Origin of the sequence: Plantibacter sp. CFBP 8798, assembly GCF_014841195.1 — a bacterium.
GTDB classification, from domain to species: Bacteria; Actinomycetota; Actinomycetes; order Actinomycetales; family Microbacteriaceae; genus Plantibacter; species Plantibacter auratus.
In genome coordinates, this window is the sequence record NZ_JACYTS010000002.1 from 907562 (window position 1) to 930536 (window position 22975).

General features: G+C 68.6%; 22 protein-coding genes. 10 read left to right on the forward strand and 12 right to left on the reverse strand.

Going from position 1 to position 22975, the window contains the following annotated elements:
* Positions 1–27: 27 nt before the first annotated feature.
* Positions 28–1425, forward strand: coding sequence for an aminopeptidase P family protein (locus tag IFU30_RS11300; RefSeq protein ID WP_192005226.1), 1398 nt, complete (start codon positions 28–30; stop codon positions 1423–1425).
* A 42-nt stretch (positions 1426–1467) separates the two neighbouring features.
* On the opposite strand, the gene IFU30_RS11305 is transcribed toward IFU30_RS11300, so the two are convergent.
* Positions 1468–1971: a general stress protein gene (locus tag IFU30_RS11305; RefSeq protein ID WP_191940793.1), complete on the reverse strand. Its 504-nt coding sequence runs from the start codon at positions 1969–1971 to the stop codon at positions 1468–1470.
* Between the two features lie 68 nt (positions 1972–2039).
* On the opposite strand from IFU30_RS11305, the gene IFU30_RS11310 reads away from it, so the two are divergent.
* The 3 genes from IFU30_RS11310 to IFU30_RS11320 are packed head-to-tail and all read left to right on the forward strand — an operon-like array spanning position 2040 to position 5056.
* Positions 2040–3353, forward strand: a complete 1314-nt coding sequence (locus IFU30_RS11310) for a magnesium transporter MgtE N-terminal domain-containing protein (protein WP_079705545.1) — start codon at positions 2040–2042, stop codon at positions 3351–3353.
* Positions 3331–3873: a DUF1003 domain-containing protein gene (locus IFU30_RS11315; protein WP_071261025.1), complete on the forward strand. Its 543-nt coding sequence runs from the start codon at positions 3331–3333 to the stop codon at positions 3871–3873. Before IFU30_RS11310 ends, IFU30_RS11315 begins: the two co-directional genes overlap by 23 nt.
* Positions 3866–5056, forward strand: a complete 1191-nt coding sequence (locus IFU30_RS11320) for an Mrp/NBP35 family ATP-binding protein (RefSeq protein WP_240043920.1) — start codon at positions 3866–3868, stop codon at positions 5054–5056. The genes IFU30_RS11315 and IFU30_RS11320 overlap by 8 nt, the downstream gene beginning before the upstream one ends.
* 35 nt (positions 5057–5091) lie before the next feature.
* On the opposite strand, the gene IFU30_RS11325 is transcribed toward IFU30_RS11320, so the two are convergent.
* Positions 5092–5532, reverse strand: coding sequence for a Sec-independent protein translocase TatB (locus IFU30_RS11325; RefSeq protein ID WP_079705542.1), 441 nt, complete (start codon positions 5530–5532; stop codon positions 5092–5094).
* Between the two features lie 71 nt (positions 5533–5603).
* Between IFU30_RS11325 and IFU30_RS11330 the strand changes: the two genes are divergently transcribed.
* Positions 5604–6236, forward strand: coding sequence for an O-methyltransferase (locus tag IFU30_RS11330; RefSeq protein ID WP_064296167.1), 633 nt, complete (start codon positions 5604–5606; stop codon positions 6234–6236).
* Between the two features lie 92 nt (positions 6237–6328).
* Here the strand turns inward: IFU30_RS11330 and IFU30_RS11335 are convergent, their stop codons facing one another.
* The 3 genes from IFU30_RS11335 to dapE all read right to left on the reverse strand — a co-directional run bounded on the left by IFU30_RS11335 (position 6329) and on the right by dapE (position 8916).
* Positions 6329–6502, reverse strand: coding sequence for a DUF3117 domain-containing protein (locus tag IFU30_RS11335; protein WP_079002123.1), 174 nt, complete (start codon positions 6500–6502; stop codon positions 6329–6331).
* 103 nt (positions 6503–6605) lie between these two features.
* On the reverse strand, positions 6606–7829 hold the full coding sequence (locus IFU30_RS11340) for a hypothetical protein (protein WP_249404753.1): 1224 nt from the start codon (positions 7827–7829) through the stop codon (positions 6606–6608).
* Entirely contained in the window at positions 7819–8916 is a 1098-nt protein-coding gene (gene dapE, locus IFU30_RS11345) for a succinyl-diaminopimelate desuccinylase (RefSeq protein ID WP_086473657.1), read from the reverse strand. The genes IFU30_RS11340 and dapE overlap by 11 nt, the downstream gene beginning before the upstream one ends.
* Before the next feature lie 51 nt (positions 8917–8967).
* Here dapE and dapD point away from each other — a divergent pair, with 51 nt between their 5' ends.
* Positions 8968–9945, forward strand: a complete 978-nt coding sequence (dapD, locus tag IFU30_RS11350) for a 2,3,4,5-tetrahydropyridine-2,6-dicarboxylate N-succinyltransferase (RefSeq protein WP_192005227.1) — start codon at positions 8968–8970, stop codon at positions 9943–9945.
* A gap of 105 nt (positions 9946–10050) precedes the next feature.
* On the opposite strand, the gene IFU30_RS11355 is transcribed toward dapD, so the two are convergent.
* From IFU30_RS11355 to IFU30_RS11370, 4 genes are all read right to left on the reverse strand, one after another.
* Positions 10051–11310: a citrate synthase gene (locus IFU30_RS11355; protein WP_064296340.1), complete on the reverse strand. Its 1260-nt coding sequence runs from the start codon at positions 11308–11310 to the stop codon at positions 10051–10053.
* A 179-nt stretch (positions 11311–11489) separates the two neighbouring features.
* Positions 11490–12611, reverse strand: coding sequence for a succinyldiaminopimelate transaminase (dapC, locus tag IFU30_RS11360; protein WP_342450852.1), 1122 nt, complete (start codon positions 12609–12611; stop codon positions 11490–11492).
* Positions 12612–12615: 4 nt separating this feature from the next.
* Positions 12616–12939, reverse strand: a complete 324-nt coding sequence (gene fdxA, locus IFU30_RS11365; RefSeq protein WP_079705538.1) for a ferredoxin — start codon at positions 12937–12939, stop codon at positions 12616–12618.
* A 39-nt stretch (positions 12940–12978) separates the two neighbouring features.
* The gene (locus tag IFU30_RS11370; protein ID WP_192005228.1) at positions 12979–13512 is read right to left on the reverse strand and encodes a hypothetical protein; all 534 of its coding nucleotides are present in this window, start codon (positions 13510–13512) and stop codon (positions 12979–12981) included.
* Between the two features lie 203 nt (positions 13513–13715).
* Between IFU30_RS11370 and efeU the strand changes: the two genes are divergently transcribed.
* From efeU to efeB, 3 genes are all read left to right on the forward strand, one after another.
* Entirely contained in the window at positions 13716–14564 is an 849-nt protein-coding gene (gene efeU / locus IFU30_RS11375; RefSeq protein WP_192005229.1) for an iron uptake transporter permease EfeU, read from the forward strand.
* Positions 14565–14619: 55 nt separating this feature from the next.
* Positions 14620–15831: an iron uptake system protein EfeO gene (gene efeO / locus IFU30_RS11380; protein ID WP_124769013.1), complete on the forward strand. Its 1212-nt coding sequence runs from the start codon at positions 14620–14622 to the stop codon at positions 15829–15831.
* Positions 15832–15944: 113 nt separating this feature from the next.
* Positions 15945–17342, forward strand: a complete 1398-nt coding sequence (efeB, locus tag IFU30_RS11385) for an iron uptake transporter deferrochelatase/peroxidase subunit (protein WP_192005230.1) — start codon at positions 15945–15947, stop codon at positions 17340–17342.
* A 53-nt stretch (positions 17343–17395) separates the two neighbouring features.
* On the opposite strand, the gene IFU30_RS11390 is transcribed toward efeB, so the two are convergent.
* The 3 genes from IFU30_RS11390 to IFU30_RS11400 all read right to left on the reverse strand — a co-directional run bounded on the left by IFU30_RS11390 (position 17396) and on the right by IFU30_RS11400 (position 21692).
* Positions 17396–17827: a hypothetical protein gene (locus tag IFU30_RS11390; RefSeq protein ID WP_192005231.1), complete on the reverse strand. Its 432-nt coding sequence runs from the start codon at positions 17825–17827 to the stop codon at positions 17396–17398.
* Between the two features lie 71 nt (positions 17828–17898).
* The gene (typA, locus tag IFU30_RS11395) at positions 17899–19806 is read right to left on the reverse strand and encodes a translational GTPase TypA (protein ID WP_056007297.1); all 1908 of its coding nucleotides are present in this window, start codon (positions 19804–19806) and stop codon (positions 17899–17901) included.
* A gap of 161 nt (positions 19807–19967) precedes the next feature.
* Positions 19968–21692: an ABC transporter family substrate-binding protein gene (locus tag IFU30_RS11400; RefSeq protein ID WP_159878240.1), complete on the reverse strand. Its 1725-nt coding sequence runs from the start codon at positions 21690–21692 to the stop codon at positions 19968–19970.
* A 296-nt stretch (positions 21693–21988) separates the two neighbouring features.
* On the opposite strand from IFU30_RS11400, the gene IFU30_RS11405 reads away from it, so the two are divergent.
* On the forward strand, positions 21989–22972 hold the full coding sequence (locus IFU30_RS11405) for an ABC transporter permease (RefSeq protein WP_079705532.1): 984 nt from the start codon (positions 21989–21991) through the stop codon (positions 22970–22972).
* Positions 22973–22975 lie beyond the last annotated feature (3 nt).

A 22975-nucleotide genomic window follows, 5' to 3' on the forward strand; every position in this document is an offset into this window, starting at 1 on the left:
TCGCGACCGCAGTGCGACAATGGAGGCATGGCGACTTCCGCAGACACATCCAATTCGAACACCGTCCAGACCGAGGCGACCTCCAACCGGGCGGCCGCCTGGTCCGAGGGCTTCCGCGCCTTCATCGGCACCGGGTGGGCCGACCGCCCAGAGGTCCTGCCGGAGCCGCGGGAGACCGCCGGCCTCGCAGCGGCTCGTCGTGAACGCCTCTCGGCCCAGTTCCCCGGTCAGCGTCTCGTCCTCCCCGCGGGCGGGATGAAGCAACGGTCGAACGACACCGACTACCTGTACCGGGCGCACTCCGCCTTCTCGTACTACACCGGCTGGGCGGCCGACACCGAGCCCGACAGCGTCCTCGTGCTCGATCCCGAGGAGTCCGGCCACACCGCGACCCTGTACTTCCGCGAGCGAGCGGGCCGCGACACCGACGAGTTCTACACGAACGCCGCGATCGGCGAGTTCTGGATCGGCGCGCGTCCGTCGCTCGCCCAGGTGGCAGCCGACCTCGCGGTCGCGACCGCCGACCTCTCGGCGTTCACCGCCGACGCCGCCGATCTCACGGTCGACGTCGACGACGACCTGACGCGCGCCGTGTCCGAGATGCGCCTCGTGAAGGACGCCTACGAGATCGCGCAGATGCGTCTCGCCGTCGGCGCGACCGCCCGCGGCTTCGACGACGTCGTCGCTGAACTCCCGAAGGTCCTCGCTCACGAGCGCGGCGAGCGCATCGTCGAGGGCGTCTTCGCCGGGCGGGCTCGAGCCGACGGGAACGGCGTCGGGTACGAGACCATCGCCGCCGCCGGACCGCACGCCTGCATCCTCCACTGGACGCGCAACGACGGACGGGTCGTCCCGGGCGACCTCATCCTCATCGACGCCGGCGTCGAGCTCGACAGCTACTACACCGCCGACATCACCCGCACGATCCCGGTGTCCGGCACGTTCACCGAGGTCCAGCGACGGGTCTACGAGGCCGTCCGTGAGGCGGCCGACGAGGCCTTCGCCATCGTCCGCCCCGGCATCCGGTTCCGCGAGGTGCACGCGGCCGCGATGGCGGTCATCGCACGCAAGACCGCCGAATGGGGCCTGCTCCCCGTCACCGCCGAGGAAGCGCTCCTGAAGGAGAACGAGCAGCACCGGCGGTACATGGTGCACGGGACCAGCCACCACCTCGGCACCGACGTGCACGACTGCGCCCAGGCCCGCCGCGAGATGTACGCCGACGCCGTGATCGAGCCCGGCATGGTTTTCACGATCGAACCCGGCCTCTACTTCCAGGTCGACGACCTCACGGTCCCCGAGGAGTACCGCGGCATCGGCGTCCGGATCGAGGACGACATCCTCGTCACCGAGGACGGCGCGGAGAACCTGTCGGCCGGCATCCCGCGCACCGCGGACGAGGTCGAGGCCTGGCTCGCGCGCTGAGCCCGTCCGCCGGGCGACGGCTCGGAGCCTGACGCGGCTGGATCAGCTCGCGTCGGTCTCCGGGCCGCGCTCCAGGAGGTTGCGTGCGCGGTTCGCGAGCTCACCGCCGACGATGAGGTCGTAGCGCGTCGCCACGACGAGCGTGGCCGAGGTGTACTCCTGCCGCTTGCGGGTCACCGAGTACGACACGATGCCGAACAGCATGCCGAACGCGGCACCCATGAGCACCGCGGCTCCGAGCAGCATGAGGTTCGTCTCGGGATTGAAGATGACGAGGACGAGCCCGAGGAACAGTCCCAGCCAGGCACCGCTGACCGCACCGGCTCCCGCAGCACGGCCGTAGCTGAGGCGACCGGTGACGCGTTCGACGCTCTTGAGATCACTGCCGACGATCGAGATCTCCTTGACCGGGAAATCGGTGTGGGCGAGCGACGAGATCGCGGCCTGCGCGGACTCGTAACTCTCGTAGCTGGCCACCGTCTCGCCTCGCGGGATGACGCCGAGCGCCGGGGCGCCCTTCCGGCCGAACTGTCGCGGATCACTCATGCCTCCATCCTCTCACCCCGCCCCGAGCGGGCACTCCAGGCCGACCACCGGCGGGTAGGTTAGTAGTCGTGAGTGCAACCAGAGTGTTCGTCGCCAGGCTCGCCGGGTGCACCGTCTTCGACCCCGCGGGTGATCGTGTCGGCAAGGTCAGGGACGTGCTCGTCGTCTACCGCACCGGCAAACCCCCGCGGGTCGTCGGCCTCATCGTCGAGATCCCCGGGAAACGCCGTGTGTTCGTGTCGATCGGCCGCGTGACGAGCATCGGCGCCGGGCAGATCATCACCACGGGACTCATCAACGTCCGCCGGTTCGAGCAGCGCGGTGGCGAGGTGCGCGTGATCGCCGAACTCTTCGGCCGACGCGTCGTCTTCCGCGCCACCGGTGAGGAGGCGACAATCGAGGACGTCGCCATCGAGGAGCAGGGCCCCGGCGAGTGGCAGGTGTCGCAGCTGTTCGTCCGCCGCCCGAAGACCACCGCCTCCCCCTTCGTGAAGGGCCCGACCACCTTCGCCACCTGGAACGAGCTGCGCGAGGAGCAGGAGCTCGGCGAGGCCCAGTCCGCCGAGCAGCTCATCGCGACCTACGCCGACTTGAAACCGGCCGACCTCGCGAACACGCTCCTCGACCTCCCGCGCGACCGGATGATCGAGGTCGCGGAGGAGTTGTCTGACGACCGCCTCGCGGACGTGCTCGAGGAGATGCCCGAGACGGACCAGGTGCAGATCCTCGCCCAGCTCGACGACGACCGCGCAGCCGACGTCCTCGATCAGATGCAGCCGGACGACGCGGCCGACCTCATCGCCCAGCTCCCCGAGGACCGCGGTGAGCACCTCCTCGAGCTCATGGAGCCGGAGGAGGCGGAGGACGTCCGCATGCTGCTCCGGTTCGACCCGGAGACCGCTGGTGGCCTCATGACGACCGAGCCGATCATCCTCTCCGCCGACGCCACCGTTGCGGAGGCCCTCGCGTCGATCCGACGCTCCGAGCTGGCGCCGGCGCTGGCAGCCGGCGTCTGCATCACCCTGCCGCCGTACGAGTCGCCGACGGGACGCTTCCTCGGGATGGTGCACTTCCAGCGCATGCTCCGGTACCCACCGCACGAGCGCCTCGGGACCCTGCTCGATCAGAGCCTCGATCCGGTGGGCGTGCGGACCTCCGCCGCCGAGGTCTCGCGGATCCTCGCGAGCTACAACCTCGTCCAGGTGCCCGTCGTCGACGAACAGCACCGGCTCCTGGGGGTCGTGACGATCGACGACGTCCTCGACTACCTGCTCCCGGACGACTGGCGCAGCATCGACGAGAACGATGAACTCCCGGCGTCGGAACAGCGGCTCGGATCGAACGGAAGGAGGGCAGGTCGTGGCACGAGCTCCCCGCAATGAGGTCCGGCTCGACGCTCCGAAGGGGCTTCGGAGTTCCGTCCGTTCCATCCGCCGCGCCCCGGCCTCGCGCGACCGCTTCGGCCGGTTCACCGAGTGGATCGCCCGGGCGATGGGCACGCCGTGGTTCCTCCTCGGCCTCACCCTCTTCGTCATCCTGTGGATCGCGTGGAACACCTACGGTCCACTCGCCCTCCGGTTCGACTCCGTCGACATCGGCTTCGTCGCCCTGACCCTCGTGCTGTCGCTCCAGGCCTCGTATGCCGCGCCGCTGATCCTGCTCGCCCAGAACCGACAGGACGACCGCGACCGCGTGCAGATCGAGCAGGACCGGCAGCGGTCCGAACGCAACCTCGCCGACACCGAGTACCTCGCCCGTGAGGTCGTCGCCCTGCGACTGGCCCTCAAGGACATGGCGTCGAAGGACTTCATCCGCGCCGAGCTGCGCTCCCTCCTCGAGGAACTCGATCGGGATCGCACCGACCAGCCCGAACACGACGGGCCCGAGCGTCGGCGTGGCTGACGCCGGCGCGGCTGACACCGGCGCGGCTGACACCGGCCTCGCCGAGCGGATCAGGACCGCGCTCGCCCGAGTCATCGACCCGGAGATCCGCAAACCGATCACCGAACTCGACATGGTCGGCCCGATCACGGTGGACGACACCGGTGCCGCCGACGTCACCATCAAGCTCACGATCGTCGGCTGCCCGGCAGCGGCGAGCATCGAGCGCGACGTGCGTGAGGCCACCGCGGCGACCCCCGGGGTGACGAGCGTCGCGGTCGACGTCCAGGTGATGACGACGGCGGAGCGTCAGGCGCTCACGGAGCGCCTGCGTGGCGGCCGCAGCGCCCGCGGCATCCCGTTCGGCCCGGACTCACTGACCCGCGTGTACGCCGTCACAAGCGGCAAGGGCGGTGTCGGGAAGTCGACGGTGACCGCGAACCTGGCCGTCGCACTCGCCGCCAGCGGCCTGCGGGTCGGCCTGGTCGACGCGGACGTCCACGGGTTCTCCATCCCGGGGCTCCTCGGACTGGTCGAGAACGGCTTGGCCGTCAAACCGACGCAGGTCGGCGACATGATCCTGCCGCCCGTCGCCCACGGTGTGAAGGTCGTCTCGATCGGCATGTTCATCGACGCACCGACGGACGGCACCACCGCCGTCGCCGTCGCCTGGCGCGGACCGATGCTCCACCGCACCATCCAGCAGTTCCTGACCGACGTGTTCTTCGGCGACCTCGACGTGCTGCTCCTCGACCTCCCGCCCGGCACCGGGGACGTCGCCATCTCCATCGGCCAGCTGCTCCCCCACGCCGAGGTGCTCGTCGTCACGACACCGCAGCCGGCCGCCGCCGAGGTGGCCGAGCGCAGCGGCGTGGTGGCGCGCCAGACCGGGCAGCGCGTCCACGGCGTCATCGAGAACATGGCGGGTCTCCCCCAGCCCGACGGCAGCGTCCTGCAGCTGTTCGGCTCAGGGGGTGGCGAGGCGCTCGCGGCGCGGCTGTCGATCGGCCAGGACGCCCCGGTACCGCTCCTCGCCTCGGTCCCGCTCAGCGTTCCGCTTCGGGAGGGCGGGGACGCCGGGCTGCCGATCGTCCTCTCGGATCCGACGGATCCCGCGGCTGCCGAGATCCTCCGGCTGGCCGGTCAGCTCGCTGCGAGACCTCGTGGCCTCGCCGGTCGTCGTCTCGGCGTCAGCACGAGCTGAGCCGTCCGGGTCGGACGTGTGCGACCGAAGCGGACTCAGGTGGCCTCGAGGTCGAACGGGGGCGCGGCGGTCTCTCCGGCGGCGAGTCGGCGCAGGCGCTCGTCGGTCGCCGCCTGGATCGACTTCGGCTTCTCGAGCGACGGAACGGCTGCAGCGGCGGCCGCGGCAGCGGGAGCCGCGTCGAGCGGAGCGGTCGTCGCGACCGTCGGCGTCACCGGAGGCTCGTCGTCAAGGAGCGCCTCGCGGATGATGCGTCTCGGATCGTACTGACGCGGGTCGAGCTTCTTCCAGTCGACCTCGTCGAACTCCGGTCCCATCTCCTCGCGCATCCGGTCCTTGGCGCCGGAGGCGAGGTCGCGGAGGGTGCGGACGAGTCGCGCCAGTTGCGAGGCGTAGTACGGCAGCCGTTCCGGACCCAGCAGGAACACGGCGATGACCCCGATGATGAGGAGTTTGTCGAAGGTCAGACCGAACACGACATCAGACTACCGCGCGAGCCTCAGCTGTCGGAGCAGTTGCAGGCCATACGCTGGGATCCGGAGGCAAGGTGTCAGAACACAATCTCAACTGGAAGTACGCGGGCGACGTCGTCGTCGAAAGCGCTGCGATGCTCACGGCGCGCGCTCACGCGCACGAACTGGGCGTCGAACCGATCTCCCCGGCGATCGGCGCGCAGATCGCGGTGGTGGCCGCGGCCACCCGCGCGGAGTCCATCGTCGAGGTGGGGACCGGCACCGGCGTCTCCGGGCTCTGGCTGCTCCGCGGTGCCACGAGCGCGGTGCTGACGTCCATCGACACCGAGATCGTGCACCAGCAGCAGGCACGCGCGGCGTTCACGGAGGCCGGCATCACGACCAACCGTATCCGCCTCATCACCGGCAGCGCGCTCGACGTCCTGCCGCGGATGAACGAGAACTCCTACGACCTCGTCCTCGTCGACGGAGACCCGGGATCGGTCATCGAGTACGTCGAGCACGGACTCCGTCTGGTGCGCCCCGGCGGCACCGTGCTCGTCCCGCACGCGCTCTGGCGGGGCCGCGTGGCCGATCCGGCTCAGCGGGACGAGACCACAGGACTCTTCCGCTCGCTCGTCCAGGAGATCTCCGCGTCCGACGCGGTCGTCAGCGCCCTGTCCCCCGCCGGCGACGGCCTCCTGCAGATCACCAAACCGAACCTCTGAGCCCTCCGTACGACGACGAACCGGCCGCCATCCTGACTCTGAGAGCAGTGATGACGGCCGGTTCTCGGCTCATGCGGCGTCGGTGACGGGGTTCAGCCCGCGCTCACCACACCCGCGAGTGCATCATGCAGTTCTTGAGCCTCTGCGTCGTTGACCGACACGACGAGACGCCCTCCCCCTTCAAGAGGCACTCGCACGATGATGAGCCGACCCTCCTTCACGGCCTCCATTGGCCCGTCTCCGGTGCGTGGCTTCATTGCGGCCATGCGAGTCCCCTCTCGTTATTCGACTGACCCCCATTATCTCGTATCACGGGGGCTCGTGATAATCCTGAGCGCGGCGAGGCGCAGGATGACGCCGGATCTGCGCTCAGGGAATGGTCCAATACGCGTTCGCGAGGCCGTACATGACGAAGATCCAACACCATTGCAACGCCAGCGAGACGATGACGACGCCACCGCGGTACCAGCGGTTCCGTGGGACGGCGACCGCGCCGAGGAGCGGGAAGACCGGTACGAGCAGCCGGAAGACACTCGTCTGCGGGAAGAACACCGCGAAGAGGTAGAGGAGGTAGGACCCCACCCACAACCGGAGGTCGGCACCGAGCCGGCGCACCGGTGGGAGGAACAGGAGCACGACGGAGCCGACGAAGATGGCGGCGACGACGGCGATGCCCGGACCATCCCCGAACCAGAACTGGCCTCCCTGGATCCAGGCGGAGAACGGGACCAGGGGCTGCTCCCCGATGAAGGCGGCCCGCCACGCCAGCTCCGTCTCGAGGTACGCCTCCGGCGTCCCGGTGACGAGGCCTGCGATGACCATCCACGAGAATCCGGCGACGGCGGCGAGGGCCCCGCCCGCGAGGATGAGGACGACCTCGCGGCGCGCGAGCGGGTCGCGGTGTCGCGTGACGATCCGCACGATGAGATGGAGGCCCAGCAGGAGCGAGAAGGCCAGGACTCCGGGGCGGGTGAACGCCATGATCGGGATGACCGCGAGGAGCCAGCCGTACCGGCGAGTCACGAGCAGGAGCAGCGCGAGCGTCAGCAGCAGCAGGAACATCGATTCCGCGTAGGCGACCTGGAACAGGGCGCTGAGCGGGGCGATGCAGAACAGCACGACGGCGAACATCGCCCGTTCATCGCCGAGGCGGATGCGCAGGAGCCGGTGGAACAGCAGGGCCGCCCCCAAGCCGCAGCACAGCGAGACGATCACGGCCATGACCGGCCACGGCAGGAAGGTGACGACCGAGAGCGCCTTCACGACCCCCGGATAGACCGGCATGAACGCCCACGCGTTCTCCGCGACCCGGCCGGCGTCATCGAGCGGCAGCTGGGTCGGGTAACCGTACGTCGCGATCCACCAGTACCACTGTCCGTCCCAGCCGGCGGCGAGCGTGCCGAGCGAGGGGAACGCGCCGAACCGGGAGTCCGGCGCCTGCAGCAGACTCGCGACCGCGAACATCGCGGTCGTCACCAGGCGGGACACCACGTACACGATGGTGATCCGCCCCCACCAGGGCAGGCGGGCCCAGCGCCGGAGCATCGATAGCCGCTCCTCGACCTCGGTCGAGTGGGCCGTGTCAGCGTCCATCGGGCCCGGTCAGCCAGGCGCGGAGCCCGCGCTCACAGTCCTCGATGTGCGCGAGCGGGACGCGCTCGTCGTCGGCATGGGCGAGGAGCGGGTCACCCGGTCCGTAGTTGACGGCGGGGACGCCGAGTGCGGAGAAGCGTGCGACGTCCGTCCAGCCGTACTTCGGGGCCGGTGTGCCGCCGACCGCGGCCAGGAAATCCTGGGCGATCGGCGCGTCGAGCCCGGGACGAGCGCCCTCTGCGACGTCCGTCTGCACGACCTCGAAGCCGGAGAAGAGCTCCTCGAGGTGGGCGAGCGCCTCGGCACCCGTCCGGCTCGGAGCGAAGCGGTAGTTCACCTCGACGGTGACCAAATCCGGGATCACGTTCCCGGCGACGCCGCCGGTGATCCCGACCGCGTTGACGCCCTCCCGGTAGACGAGCCCGTCGACCTCGACCTCCCGTGGCGTGTACGAGGCGAGCGTCGCGAGGACCGGGGAGATCGCGTGGATCGCGTTGACGCCGACCCAGCTCCGGGCCGCGTGCGAGCGCTTGCCGTGGGCGCTCACGTGGACACGCAGCGTTCCGTTGCAGCCACCCTCCACGCCGGCGTTGCTCGGCTCGCCGAGGATCGCGAAGTCACCGACGAAGAGGTCGGGACGGTTCCGCGCGAGACGCCCGAGGCCGTTGAGGTCGGATGCGACCTCCTCGTTGTCGTACCACATCCAGGTGATGTCGACGATGGGATCGGTGAGCTCAGCCGCGAGCTTCAGCTGGACCGCGACGCCGCCCTTCATGTCGACCGTCCCTCGACCCCAGAGCACCGCCTCGCCGTCGCGCTCCTCGAACCGGGTCGGGACGTTTCCGTTGATCGGGACGGTGTCGATGTGGCCGGCGATGATGACCCGCTGTGCACGTCCGAGCGAAGTGGAAGCGACCACCGTGTCGCCGTCGCGCACGATCGTCAGGTGCTCGAGACCCTCGAGCGACGCCTCGATCGCGTCGGCGATGCGGGCTTCATCCCCCGAGACGGAGGCGATGTCGCACAGCTGCTGGGTGAGTTCCACCGAGGAGACGGACAGGTCGAGTACGGGGACTTCGGCTGGCATGGCACCAGTGTATTGGCCGTCGACCTGAGTGTTGGCCGGTACCCTGGAGCCATGACCGCTGCGCCTGCCGAGACCCCTGTTCCGACTCACGCCTGGGGCTCCGGCCTCGCGACCATCGCCGCCGACGGCACCGTGCTCGACACCTGGTTCCCCGAGCCCTCGCTCGGACGGATCCCCGAGGGCCGCGACCGCTGGATCGCCCCCGCAGACCTCGAGGCCCTCGCGACCGACGACGAGCGCCGGGCCGTCCGCATCGACATCGTCACGGTCGAGATCGAGCTGCAGGCCGCTCCGCAGAGCACCCCGGACGCCTACCTGCGGCTGCACCTGCTCAGCCACCTGCTCGTCCAGCCGAACACGATCTCGCTCGACGGTGTCTTCGCGCACCTCCCCATCGTCGTCTGGACCAACGCCGGCCCCGTCCACCCCGCGGACTTCGACCGCCTCCGACCGTCGCTCCTCCGCGCCGGCATCCACGCGACCGGCATCGACAAGTTCCCGAGACTCCTCGACTACGTGACGCCCGACAAGGTCCGGATCGCCGACGCCTCGCGCGTCCGGCTCGGCGCCCACCTGGCACCGGGCACCACCGTCATGCACGAGGGCTTCGTCAACTTCAACGCCGGGACCCTCGGCGCGTCGATGGTCGAAGGACGCATCTCGCAGGGCGTCGTCGTCGGTGACGGCAGCGACATCGGGGGTGGTGCGTCGATCATGGGGACGCTCTCCGGCGGCGGGACGCAGCGGGTGGCGATCGGTCAGCGCGCCCTCCTCGGCGCCAACTCCGGCATCGGCATCTCGATCGGCGACGACTCGGTGGTCGAGGCGGGTCTCTACGTGACCGCGGGCACCAAGGTCGTCCTCGCGGGTGCTGCGGCCACGGCCGAAGGCGCGCCGCGTACGGTCAAGGCGGTCGAGCTGTCGGGTGTCCAGAACCTCCTGTTCCGTCGGAACTCACTCACCGGTGCCGTCGAGGTGCTCCCCCGCTCGGGCTCGGGCGTCGAGCTGAACGCGGCACTGCACGCCTGACCCGGGCTCCCGGGACGCAGAACGGCCCCGCATCCGAGGTGGATGCGGGGCCGTTCTTCGACAGGCTCAGGAACCGCCCTTCGACAGGCTCAAGAACCGACGGGACTAGCGCGTCGGGAAGGGACGCTCGGGCGAACCCGTGTACAGCTGCTGCGGGCGCCCGATCTTGGTCTGCGGGTCGAGGTTCATCTCACGCCAGTGGGCGATCCACCCGGGCAGGCGTCCGATGGCGAAGAGCACCGTGAACATCCGCGTCGGGAAGCCCATCGCCTTGTAGATGACGCCGGTGTAGAAGTCGACGTTCGGGTAGAGCTTGCGCTCCTTGAAGTAGTCGTCCTCCAGGGCGATCTGCTCGAGCTCCTGAGCCAGGTCGAGCAGCGGGTCGTTGATGCCGAGCGCCCGGAGCACCTCGCCGGCGCTCTCCTTGACGAGCTTGGCGCGCGGGTCGTAGTTCTTGTAGACGCGGTGCCCGAAGCCCATGAGCTTCACGCCGTCTTCTTTGTTCTTCACGCGGTCGACGAAGCGCTGCACGCCCTCGCCGGACTCCTGGATCCGGCCGAGCATCTGCAGGACAGCCTCGTTCGCGCCACCGTGCAGCGGACCCGACAGGGCGTTGATACCGGCGGACACGGAGGCGTAGAGGTTCGCTCCGGTGGATCCGACGAGGCGGACCGTAGAGGTCGAGGCGTTCTGCTCGTGGTCCTCGTGCAGGATGAGCAGGAGGTCGAGCGCCTTCGACAGGACGGGATCGATCTCGTACGGCTCGGCGAGGTTGCCGAAGTTCAGCTTGAGGAAGTTGTCGACGAAGCTCAGCGAGTTGTCGGGGTAGAGGAACGCCTGCCCGACCGACTTCTTGTGCGCGTAGGCGGCGATCACCGGGAGCTTCGCGAGCATGCGGACCGTCGTGAGCTCGACGTGGTCGGGATCGTGCGGATTGGCGTCCGACTCGTAGTAGGTCGACATGGCCTGCAGGGCGCTCGACAGGACGGCCATCGGGTGCGCCGTGTGCGGGAGCGCCGAGAAGAACCGCTTGAGGTCCTCGTGGAGGAGCGTGTGGCGCCGGATCTTCTCGTCGAATCCGCCGAGTTCGTCCGCAGTCGGGAGTTCACCGTGGATGAGCAGCCAGGCGACCTCGAGGAAGGTCGACTGCTTCGCGAGCTGCTCGATCGGGTAGCCGCGGTAGCGCAGGATGCCCTGGTCGCCGTCGATGTACGTGATCGCCGACTTGGTCGCCGCGGTGTTGACGAACCCGTAGTCGAGCGTGGTCAGGCCGGTCTGCCGCGTGAGCGAGGAGATGTCGATACTCGACGCGCCCTGGGCTGACTGGTGGATCGGGAATTCGGCCGTTCCGCCGGGGTAGTTCAGGGTGACCTGCTGCGTCTCGGTGGAAGCCTGTTTCTCGACGTCGCCCACGGCGCCTCCTCATATCTTTGTGCGATAGGGACTCGACATCGCCCTCCGATACGACGGCGTGTCACATACAGCCTAATCGGCTTCGGACCCTACTGCTGTTTCCCACAGTGATCCGGCGACTTCCTTGGAGTTCACCCCGAAATCGGGCGGAGTCCCCGAAGTCGGGCCGCGGCGGCCGCGATGCGCTCGTCGGTGGCGGTCAGGGAGAGCCGCACGTGTTGCGGTCCGGCCTCGCCGTAGAACACCCCTGGACCCGCCAGGACACCGATCGACGCCAGGCGGTCGATACTCACCCAGGCGTCCTGGCCTTCGGTGATCCACAGGTACAGTCCCGCCTCGCTGCGGTCGACCCGGAACCCGGCCTCGCGGACGGCCGGGAGCAGCACCTCGCGTCGGGCGCGGTACCGGGCCTTCTGCTCCGCCACGTGGGCGTCGTCGCCGAGCGCCGCGACCATGGCGGCCTGCAGCGGGGCCGGCAGCATGAGACCCGCGTGCTTCCGGACGGTGACCAGCCGACGCACCAGGCGCTCGTCGCCCGCGAGGAACGCGGCACGGTAGCCGGCCAGGTTGGACTGCTTGCTCAGGGAGTAGATCGCGAGGACACCCTCGGTGTCGCCGTCGGTCACGCGTGGATCGAGCACGGACGGGGTCGGGGTGTCGGACCACTCCCCCTCCCAGCCGAGTTCCGCGTAGCATTCATCGCCCACGAGGACGGCGCCGAGTTCGCGGGCTCTGGCTCGGGCTGCGCGCAGCTCGTCGACCGACAGGACACGACCGTCGGGGTTGCCTGGGGAGTTCAGCCAGACCAGCCGGGTGCTCTCCGGCCATTCGGCGGGGTCGTCGGAGGCGAACGCCTCGGCTCCTGCGATCGCCGCGCCGACCGCGTACGTCGGATAGGCGGCCACCGGGTGGACCACGGTGTCGCCGGCGCCCAGGCCGAGGAGGAAGGCGAGCAGCGCGACGAGTTCCTTCGAGCCGATCGTCGGGAGGACCGCGTCGAGGGTGAGCCCCTCGACACCACGACGGCGCGCGAACCAGTCGACGATCGCCTGCCGGAGTTCGGGCGTGCCGACCGTGGTCGGGTACGCGTGTGCGTCCGTGGCCGCTCGGAGCGCATCCCGGATGAGGCCGGGAGTCGGATCGACCGGCGAACCGATCGAGAGGTCGACGATGCCGTCGGGGTGCCGACGGGCCTGCTCCGCATACGGGACCATGAGGTCCCACGGGTAGTCGGGCAGCGGCTGCAGTGCCACGCGACTACTCGTGGGCTTGTGGCGGCAGCGCGGCGATGAGCGGGTGGTCCGAGGGGATCACGCCGACCTTCGCGGCCCCACCCGGGGAACCGATCTCGTCGAAGAACTCGACATTGGCCTTGTAGTAGTCCGCCCACTCCTCGGGAAGGTCGTCCTCGTAGTAGATGGCCTCCACCGGGCAGACCGGCTCGCACGCACCGCAGTCGACGCATTCGTCGGGGTGGATGTAGAGCGACCGTTCACCCTCGTAGATGCAGTCGACGGGGCATTCGTCGATGCAGGCGCGGTCCTTCACATCGACGCACGGCAGGGCGATCACGTAGGTCACGGGCGGGTGGCTCCCTTCACGAGCACTGAGTTGTCCAGTCTACGCCTGCGGCGAGACGGGGAACGGTTCGGGCGCCGGTCCCGCGGGGCGCTCGTCGCGCGTGCGGGCGCGCTCCGGGAGCTTCGGCCACGCGACGACGAGGACGGCGATGAGACCGGGCGCGATGGTCCAGACGAGGCCCGAGACGCTCTGCGGGATGAGGACGGAGCCGCCGGTGCTCTCGAGCAGCAGGATCCCGATCATGAGGATGACCCCGAGCGCCGCTGCCGACGCTGCGAGCCGGTCTCCCAGGACGATGCGGAGTCCGACCAGGAGCATGGCCACGCCGAGGATCCCGAGCACCAGTCCGACCGGGAGGGCGACACCGAGGACGGAGGGCACCCAGGCGTGCGCGACCGTGCCGATGGCGCCGTACGCCAGACCGACGAGGAACGCGAGGACGATCCCGATCACCCGCGACGCCGTGGACTGCTCGTGCGGTGCGTCCTGCTGCGGCGGTGTCGGCGGGAACCAGCGGTCGTCGCCGACCGTGCGGCCGTCTGGGAGGCTGGGGTCGGAGGCCGGATCGGTCATCCGCCGATTGTATCTGGACAGCCTCAGCATCAGGCGCTATGGTCGACGTCGGATAAGGTTAGCCTTACCCAACCGCGTTCCGAAGTCGCAGCGCCCCGCCCGGACCACGGTCCCCGCCCGGCGCGCCCTCGGATGCATCCCCACCCCGCAGACGACGGCCTCCCCTGGGCGACCGCCTGCTCGACGCCCGAAAGTCCGGTCACGTGCTCGCGAACTACCTCATCGGCCTCCGCGAAGGCCTCGAAGCAGGCCTCATCGTCGGCATCCTCGTCGCCTACCTGAACAAGCTCGGCCGCCGCGACGTCCTCCCCCGGTTGTGGCTCGGCGTCGCCGTCGCGATCGTCGTCTCGCTCGGTGTCGGTGCCATCCTCACCTGGGGACCGTACGGGCTGAGCTTCCAGGCGCAGGAGATCCTCGGCGGCGGACTCTCCATCCTGGCCGTCGGGCTCGTCACCTGGATGATCTTCTGGATGGGGCGCAACGCCCGAGAGCTCAAGCACGACCTCGAGTCACGACTCGACGCCGCCGTCGCCGGATCGGCGATCGGCATCGTCGTCCTCGGCTTCATCAGCGTCGGCCGCGAGGGTATCGAGACCGCCCTCTTCATCTGGGCGAGCGTCAACTCCGGTGAGAGCGCCGTCGTCGGCTCGATCGGCGCGCTCCTCGGCATCCTCACCTCCGTCGTCATCGCGTATCTCATCTACCGCGGATTCGTCCGGATCAACCTCGGCACCTTCTTCACGTGGACGGGGCTCTTCCTCGTCGTCGTGGCTGCCGGCGTCCTCGCCTACGGCGTCGGCGACCTCCAGGAAGCGGGCGTCATCCCCGGCTGGGGGCAGGCCGCGTTCAACCTGAGCGCGATCATCCCTCCAACGAGCTGGTACGGCACCGTCCTCGGCGGACTCTTCAACTTCACCCCTGCCCCGACCTGGGCGCAGTTCGGTGCGTGGCTGCTGTACCTGATCGTCACGCTCGTCTGCTTCATCCGGGTCTCGGGTCTCGGCCGTCGGCGCCCGACGGCGGTCACGACCCCGGTCGCGACGAACGCCTGACCCGGTCCCCGCCCCACCACGAACCAAGCACCAGCACCTTCCGACAGGAGTCTCCATGCAGCACCGCATCATCGCCGGCCTCGCCGGCGCGGGCGTCCTCGCCCTCGCCCTCACGGGATGCGTCCCGAACAAGACGGGAAGCGACGCACTCACCGTCGCCATCACCGACGACTCGTGCTCGGTGTCCGTCGCGAAGGCGACGGCCGGTGCCGTGACGTTCTCGATCACCAACAACGGCACCGACGTCAACGAGTTCGAGATCCTCGCCTCGGACAAGCTGCGCATCGTCGGCGAGAAGGAGAACGTGACGCCGGGCCAGACGGTGTCCTACGTCGCACAGCTGAACCCCGGCACGTACTACACCGCCTGCAAGTTCCAGCTCGTCGGTGCGCCCGTCGGTCTCGCGGAGTTCACCGTCACCGGTGAGAACGCGGCCGTCTCGAAGGACGAGCAGGCGCTCACCGACCAGGCCGTGACGAACTATGTCGCGTACATCAAGTCGCAGGTGGCCGAACTCGTGCCGCAGGTGAAGGCCTTCACCGACGCGTACGCCGCCGGCGACGATGAGACCGCCCGTCAGCTCTTCGCGACGACGCGCGTCTCGTACGAACGCATCGAGCCGACGGCCGAGGCGTTCGGCGACCTCGACCCGAAGATCGACTACCGCGAGGTCGACGCCGTGGCTGAAGGACTCGACTGGACCGGCTTCCACCGGATCGAGAAGGACCTCTGGCCGCCGGCAGCCGACGCGCTGAACTCCGACGGCACGAGCGCGCTGACGGACTGGACGCCGTCGACGCCGGAACAGCGTCAGCAGTTCGCCACCGGACTCGTCGACGACGTGCAGCAGCTGTTCGACCTCGTCTCCGAGAAGGACTTCACCGTGAGCCTCGGCGACATCTCGAACGGTGCCATCGGTCTCCTCGACGAGGTCGCCGTCGGCAAGATCTCCGGCGAGGAGGACTGGTGGTCCCACACCGACCTCTACGACTTCGCGGCCAACGTGCAGGGAGCCGAGGTCGCGTTCGGCAACGTCAAGGACATCGCCGCGAGCAAGGGTGACGCGGGCACGAAGCTCGTCGGCCAGATCGAGACCGAGTTCACGGCGCTGCAGGACCTGCTCGCGAAGTACGGCAGCCTCGACAGCGGCTTCGTGAGCTACGACACCGTCACCGAGGAGCAGCGCAAGGAGCTCTCGGACCAGGTGAACGCCCTCGCCGAGCCGCTGTCGCAGCTCACCCACACGGTGCTCGGCGTCGCCGAGTAGCACCGAACGGATCCACCGCCGCCTCCGCGGCGCGCCGGGCCGGAACCGCTCAGAGCATTCTGGGGGTTCCGGCCCTGCGGCCTTCCAGCCATCCCTGAATAGCATGAGGTCCGATGACCGAGCACACTCCCCCCACGACTCCTGCAACCGAGGCAGGGTCCACGCCCACCGCGTCTGGACCCGAGGCAGGGTCCACGCCCACCGCGCCTGAACCCGGCGCCGCGTCCGCACCACCGAACGACGCCCCGCGGCGCGGGCTGTCGCGCCGGGCGCTGTTCGGCCTCGCCGGAGCGGGCGCCGCAGGGCTGGCGGCCGGAGCCGGGGCGACCGCGGCCATCACCGCCGCCGTCAGCGCCTCGGCGAGTGCCGCGGGCGTCACGACGGTCTACCCGTTCAACGGGGCCCACCAGAGCGGGATCACGACGCCGGCGCAGGACCGCCTGCACTTCGCCGCGTACGACGTGTCGGCTGGGACCACCCGGGAGGAGCTCATCGAGTTGCTCCAGGACTGGAGTGTCGCCGCGGCGCGCATGACGCAGGGGAAGGAGGTCGCCGACGGCGGTGCCGTCGACGGCTCCCCGCTCGCTCCCCCGGTCGACACCGGAGAAGCGCTCGGACTGCCCGCCAGCGGGCTCACGATCACCTTCGGGTTCGGACCCACGCTCTTCACCGCCGAGGACGGCACGGACCGGTTCGGCATCGCCGACCGGCGCCCGGCCGAGTTGGAGAAGCTCCCCCGCTTCACGGGCGACAACCTCCAGGCGGGCCTCACCGGCGGCGACCTCTGCATCCAGGCGTGCGCCGACGACCCGCAGGTCGCCGTGCACGCGATCCGCAATCTGAGCCGCATCGCGTTCGGACGCGCCTCCATCCGCTGGTCGCAGCTCGGCTTCGGTCGTACCTCCTCGACCTCCACCAGCCAGGTCACCCCGCGCAACCTGTTCGGCTTCAAAGACGGCACCGCGAACGTCAAGTCCGAGGAGACCAAGACGGTCGAGGAGCAGGTCTGGGTTCAGGACGGAGACAGCGCCGCCTGGCTGAGCGGTGGTTCCTACCTCGTGGTCCGGAAGATCCGCATGATCATCGAGACATGGGACCGCGCGCAGCTCCAGGAGCAGGAGCGCGTCATCGGTCGTAGCAAGGGCGAGGGCGCACCGCTGTCGGGCGGTAAGGAGTTCACTGAGCCCGACTTCGACGCGGTCGGCGCAACGGATCAGCCGCTCATCGACAAGCACTCGCACGTGCGCCTGGCGCACCCGACCCAGCTCAAGGGCACGAAGCTCCTGCGACGCGGATACAACTTCGTCGACGGCAACGACGACCTCGGGCGGTTGAACGCCGGACTGTTCTTCATGTCGTACCAGCGATCGCCGAAGCAGTTCATCGACGTGCAGCGCGCGCTGGCCACCGATGCGCTCAACGAGTACATCAAGCACGTCGGGTCGGCGATCTTCGCGGTGCCGCCGGGCGCGAGCAAGGACGGCTGGGTCGGCGAGACGCTCTTCGCGTAGGACCTGCCCGGTCTCTGAACCCTCCCTGCCCGGTCACTGAGCCTGTCGAAGTGCTACTTGACCGTCACCGTGTAGAGGATGCTGTCCGCCGAGGCGACGAGCTTCACGTCGTAGGCCGTCGTCGACATCGTCACGATCGAACCGTCTCCGTTCGCGATCTCCGCGTCGACCGTGAAGCCCGCCGCGACGAGCGCGTCCTTCGCTGCGGTGGCCGCGTCGGTCGCCTGGACCGTGACGACGAAGGTGTCCTTGCCGTCGACCGTTCCACGTCCGCCGTTGACCGTGCCGTCGACCACCGGGACCGCGTCGACGGGGTATCCGTCCGGCAGCCCCTCGTCGAGGTTCACGTCGAAGTCGCCACCGGTGGCGTCGCGGATGCCCTGCTCGACGGAGTCCTTGACGGTGGACTCGATGACGCTGCACCCGGCGAGCGTCGGAGCGAGGACGAGGGCGGCCAGCAGGGCGAGGGAGGCGGGTCGGCGCATGCCCATGAGCTTAACGACCCGATGCCCGGTCTTCCTGAGAGGACCGGGCATCGGGTTGGAGCGGCTGCTGCCTACTCGGACTGCTTCTTGAGACGCGAGTAGCTGCGCTGGCGGGCCTGAGCGTCGAGCTCGACCTTGCGGATGCGCACGTGCTCGGGCGTGACCTCGACGCACTCGTCCTCGCGGGCGAACTCGAGGCTCTCCTCGAGCGTGAGGACGCGCGGCGGCGTCATCGACTCGAAGTTGTCGGCCGAAGACTGACGCATGTTGGTCAGCTTCTTCTCCTTGGTGATGTTGACGTCCATGTCGTCGTTGCGCGAGTTCTCACCGATGACCATGCCCTCGTAGACCTCTTCGGTCGGCTGCACGAAGAACGACATGCGCTCCTGCAGCGCGATGATCGCGAAGGGCGTGACCACGCCGGAGCGGTCGGCGACGATCGAGCCGTTGTTGCGCGTCGTGATCGCGCCGGCCCACTCGCCGTATCCGTGCGCCAACGCGTTGGCGATACCCGTACCGCGCGTGGCGGTGAGGAACTCGGAGCGGAAACCGATGAGGCCGCGCGACGGGACGATGAACTCCATGCGGACCCAGCCGGTGCCGTGGTTCGCCATGTTCTCCATGCGGCCCTTGCGAGCGGCGAGGAGCTGGGTGATCGCGCCGAGGTGCTCCTCGGGAGCGTCGATGGTCAGGTGCTCGTACGGCTCGTGGACCTTGCCATCGATACGCTTCGTGACCACCTGCGGCTTGCCGACGGTGAGCTCGTAGCCTTCGCGACGCATCTGCTCGACGAGGATGGCGAGCGCGAGCTCTCCACGGCCCTGGACCTCCCACGCGTCGGGTCGACCGATGTCGAGGACCTTGAGCGAGACGTTACCGATGAGCTCGCGGTCGAGGCGGTCCTTGACCATGCGCGCGGTGAGCTTGTGGCCCTTGACCTTGCCCATGAGCGGCGAGGTGTTGGTACCGATGGTCATCGAGATGGCCGGGTCGTCGACCGTGATGGCCGGCAGCGCGCGGACGTCCTCGGGGTCGGCCAGGGTGTCGCCGATCATGATGTCGGCGAAACCGGCGACGGCGACGATGTCGCCGGGGCCGGCGCTCTCGGCCGGGTAGCGGTCGAGGGCCTTCGTGATCATGAGCTCGGTGACGCGGACGTTGTGGACGTCGCCGTCGTGGCGGACCCAGGCGACCGTCTGGCCCTTCTTCAGCGTGCCGTTGAAGATGCGCAGGAGCGCGAGGCGACCGAGGAACGGCGAGGCGTCGAGGTTCGTGACGTGCGCCTGGAGCGGGTGCTCGTCGTCGTACTGCGGAGCCGGGATGTGCTCGAGGATGGCTGCGAACAGCGGCTCGAGGTCCTCGCTGTCGGGCAGTTCGCCGTTGGCGGGCTTGTTGGACGACGCGCGGCCGGCCTTACCGGAGGCGTAGACGACCGGGACGTCGAGGACGGCGTCGAGGTCGAGGTCGGGGACGTCGTCGACCATGTCGCTGGCGAGACCGATGAGGAGGTCCTGGCTCTCGACGACGACCTCGTCGATGCGCGCGTCGGGGCGGTCGGTCTTGTTGACCAGGAGGATGACCGGCAGCTTGGCCTCGAGCGCCTTGCGGAGCACGAACCGGGTCTGCGGCAGGGGGCCCTCGGACGCGTCGACGAGGAGGACGACGCCGTCGACCATGGACAGGCCGCGCTCGACCTCTCCACCGAAGTCGGCGTGGCCCGGGGTGTCGATGACGTTGATCGTGATCGGGCCGTCGGTGGCGTGTTCGCCCTTGTACGAGATCGCCGTATTCTTGGCGAGGATGGTGATGCCCTTTTCGCGCTCGAGCTCATTCGAGTCCATGGCGCGTTCTTCGAGGTGGGCGTGTTCGGCGAAAGAGTTGGTCTGTCGCAGCATGGCGTCGACGAGGGTCGTCTTGCCGTGGTCAACGTGGGCCACGATCGCGACATTGCGCAGATCGGAACGAGTGGCGAGCGCCATAAAAGGGTGGCTTCCTTCAAGTGGATGGGATTCGGGCACGATGGTGCCGACGGACCATCATACCGCAGGAGTCCTGGCCGGGGGCTGAACGGCGACGGGCACCGGCGGTTTCCCGCCGATGCCCGTCGTCCTCAGGGTTCAGGAGGAACCCGTCGTGTCGCTTACTTCTTCCAGCCCACGTTCTTCCAGTCGATGGTCTCGAACTGGGTCGGCCCGTAGTTCACGAGGCCGGTCTTGACGCCGTAGGTGTACGGCACCGGGAACAGCGGGAGCGTGGTCGCGAGGGCGACGATCTTCTTGTCGATCTCCTTCGCGATCTCGAGGCGCTTGTCGGGATCGAGCTCCGCGTTGGCGCTCGCCCAGAGGTCACCGAGGGAGTCGTCGGTGACGCCGGGGAAGTTCTGCCCGGAGTCGGCCGGGTAGAAGATCGACTCGGTGCTGGAGATCGGGAAGGCGGTGCCCTGCCACGCGAAGCTCACGGCGTCGAAGTCGCGGGTCTCGGTGGTGACGTACTTCGTGAAGAAGTCATCCGAGGGGACGGTGTCGATCTGGAGGTCGAAGCCCGACTCCTTGACCATGGCCTGCACCTGCTGCGACGTCTCGGCGGAGACCGGGTTGTCGGAGTCGATGACGTAGCGGACGGTCAGCTTCTGGCCGTCCTTCTCGCGGATGCCGTCGCTGCCTTCCTTCCAACCGGCGTCCTCGAGCTGCTTCTTGGCCGCGTCGATGTCGTAGCCGAGCACCTTGGAGGCGTCGTCCTCGTAGCCGTCCTGGCCCGGGAGGAAGATGAGGTTGTTCAGCAGGTCGGTCGGTGCGTCGATCGCGGCGAGGCGGGCCTCGGCGATGGTCTGACGGTTGATCGACTTGGCGAACGCCTGGCGGACCTCGGGGTCGCTCAGGACCTCGGACGTGCCGTTCAGCGTGATGTGGTTGTAGGTGGTGCCGCGCGAACGCTGGATCTCGGCGTCGCTGCGCTTCTGAGCCGTCTGGTAGTTGTCGGCGTTGGAACCCACGCTGAAGACGTCGATCTCACTGTTGGAGAACGCCTGGGCGAGCCCGGCGCGGGAGATCTGCTTGAAGATGATGTTGTCGAGCTTCGGCTTGTCGCCCCACCACTTCGGGTTGGGCGCGAAGGTGACGACGGCACCGGTCTGGTCGATCTTGCTGACGATGTACGGGCCACCCGACACGTAGGTCGTGCCGTCTGCCGCGTACGGTCCGGTCGCCCAGAGGGTGTTGAACGACTCCGGCGTCGCGCCGAGCCACTTCGGCCAGATGTTGCCGAGGATGGACGGCCAGTCGGCGTTCTTGTTCTTGAACGTGATGAGGACGTCCTGCGGGCTGTCGCCGGCGGTGACGGACTCGATGTCCTTCCACACGTTCGTGGACGTGGGTGCGTACGCCTCGTTCGCGCCGTTCAGGGACTGCCACGTCGCAGCGACGTCGTCGACGCTGATCGCGGTGCCGTCGGACCACACGGCGTCGGGGTTGATCTTGATCTCGACGACCTGCGGGTCCTCGCTCTTCAGCTCGACCGAGGTCGCGTAGTCGGGGTTCGCCTCCCAGGAGCCGTCTTCCTTGATCTTGACGAACGACGGGGTGTACAGGTTCGTGAGGAACTGGTCGTCGACCGTACCGGCGTCGAGGTTGTTGAGGTTCCAGTTGGCCGGGATCGTGTCGACCGCGAGGTTGAGTGTGCCGCCCTGGGCGATCTGGTCGGCGTCGGCGCGCTCCCAGCCGGTGCCGGACAGCTCGGCGGGCTTCGACGTCGAGCCGCCACCGCCTGAACCGCCTCCGGTGCAAGCCGTCAATGCGAGGGCGACGATCGAGACGCCGGCGAGGATCATCCCGCCGCGCCGCTTCGATCCCTGTGTTCTGGAACTCATCGAGATCCACCTTTCGTGACGTGTAACTGCGCAACGCCGCACCGATGCGGAGCGGAAGGCGCGCAGGCCAATGTGCACCATCTTGCACCCGCTCCGGGGATCCCCCACAAGTGGGCACGAATTGTTACCGTTTCGATTTATCGGCAACACGTGCCGGAAACATACGTTTCGTTTCCTGGGAACACGCGTCGTTTTCTGATTCCCGACACTTGGGGGTTACAGTGTCTCCACCCCACGAGGGGAGCACAGCTGACGGGACGACGCGGTCCCGCACAACGACTTCGCAAGGCTGGTACATGATCGGGTTCATTGCACGGCGGTTGGTCAACTACCTGTTCCTCTCCGCCATCGCCACCATGCTGGGTTACGTGCTCGTGAGCATGACGCTCCAGCCCTCGGCCCGGTTCCTCGGGAAGAACCCGCCCATTCCGCAGTCCTCGATCGATGCGGCGCTCGACAAGATGGGCGTCAACCCGAAGGTGCCGCTGCTCGAACGCCTCTGGGACTGGGTCACCCAGCTCGTGACCACCGGGTCCCTCGGCGTCAGCACCCGCGGCACCCAGGTCACGGCCGACATCTTCGAGCGCTCGGGCACGAGCCTCCGACTCCTCGTCATCGGCACCATCCTGGGCGCGGTCATCGGCGTCGCCCTCGGCGTCTGGGGCGCCGTCCGGCAGTACCGGGCCAGCGACCAGATCATCACCTACGCCTCATTCACGATCCTCGCGATGCCCGTCTTCGTCATCGGCGTCGTGCTCATGATCCTCGCGACGTCGCTCAACCAGGCGGTCGGCACGAACGTCATCAACTTCACCGGCGAGTACACCGCCGGCCTACAGGGCGGGTTCTGGACACAGTTCGGCGACCGGGCGATGCATCTGCTGCTGCCCACCATCACCCTCACCGTCGGCGCCGTCGCCTCGTACTCGCGGTACCAGCGCAGCGCCATGCTCGACGTGATGAGCGCCGACTACATCCGGACCGCCCGCTCGAAGGGCCGGACCCGCGGCTCCGCGATCATCCGACACGGCGTCCGCGTCGCGCTCATCCCGATGTCGACGTTCTTCGCCTACTCGTTCGGACTCATCCTCACCGGCGCGAGTGTGACGGAGAACGTCTTCAGCTGGCACGGCATGGGCGAGTACCTCCTCACGAGCGTCTCGAACTCGGACATCAACGCCGCCGCCGGAACGATCCTCTTCACCTCCATCCTCGTCCTGATCGCCGGAACCCTCTCCGACGTGATCTATGCGGCGCTCGACCCGAGAGTGCGGGTGTAACGA

Bases quoted from the DNA above. Each gene is read 5' to 3' on its own strand.
- IFU30_RS11300 (WP_192005226.1), top strand. From the start codon at position 28: ATGGCGACTTCCGCAGACACATCCAATTCGAACACCGTCCAGACCGAG.
- IFU30_RS11305 (WP_191940793.1), bottom strand. From the start codon at position 1,971: ATGAGTGATCCGCGACAGTTCGGCCGGAAGGGCGCCCCGGCGCTCGGC.
- IFU30_RS11335 (WP_079002123.1), bottom strand. From the start codon at position 6,502: ATGGCCGCAATGAAGCCACGCACCGGAGACGGGCCAATGGAGGCCGTG.
- IFU30_RS11340 (WP_249404753.1), bottom strand. From the start codon at position 7,829: ATGGACGCTGACACGGCCCACTCGACCGAGGTCGAGGAGCGGCTATCG.
- dapE (WP_086473657.1), bottom strand. From the start codon at position 8,916: ATGCCAGCCGAAGTCCCCGTACTCGACCTGTCCGTCTCCTCGGTGGAA.
- dapD (WP_192005227.1), top strand. From the start codon at position 8,968: ATGACCGCTGCGCCTGCCGAGACCCCTGTTCCGACTCACGCCTGGGGC.
- IFU30_RS11370 (WP_192005228.1), bottom strand. From the start codon at position 13,512: ATGACCGATCCGGCCTCCGACCCCAGCCTCCCAGACGGCCGCACGGTC.
- efeO (WP_124769013.1), top strand. From the start codon at position 14,620: ATGCAGCACCGCATCATCGCCGGCCTCGCCGGCGCGGGCGTCCTCGCC.
- efeB (WP_192005230.1), top strand. From the start codon at position 15,945: ATGACCGAGCACACTCCCCCCACGACTCCTGCAACCGAGGCAGGGTCC.
- IFU30_RS11390 (WP_192005231.1), bottom strand. From the start codon at position 17,827: ATGCGCCGACCCGCCTCCCTCGCCCTGCTGGCCGCCCTCGTCCTCGCT.
- typA (WP_056007297.1), bottom strand. From the start codon at position 19,806: ATGGCGCTCGCCACTCGTTCCGATCTGCGCAATGTCGCGATCGTGGCC.
- IFU30_RS11400 (WP_159878240.1), bottom strand. From the start codon at position 21,692: ATGAGTTCCAGAACACAGGGATCGAAGCGGCGCGGCGGGATGATCCTC.
- IFU30_RS11405 (WP_079705532.1), top strand. From the start codon at position 21,989: ATGATCGGGTTCATTGCACGGCGGTTGGTCAACTACCTGTTCCTCTCC.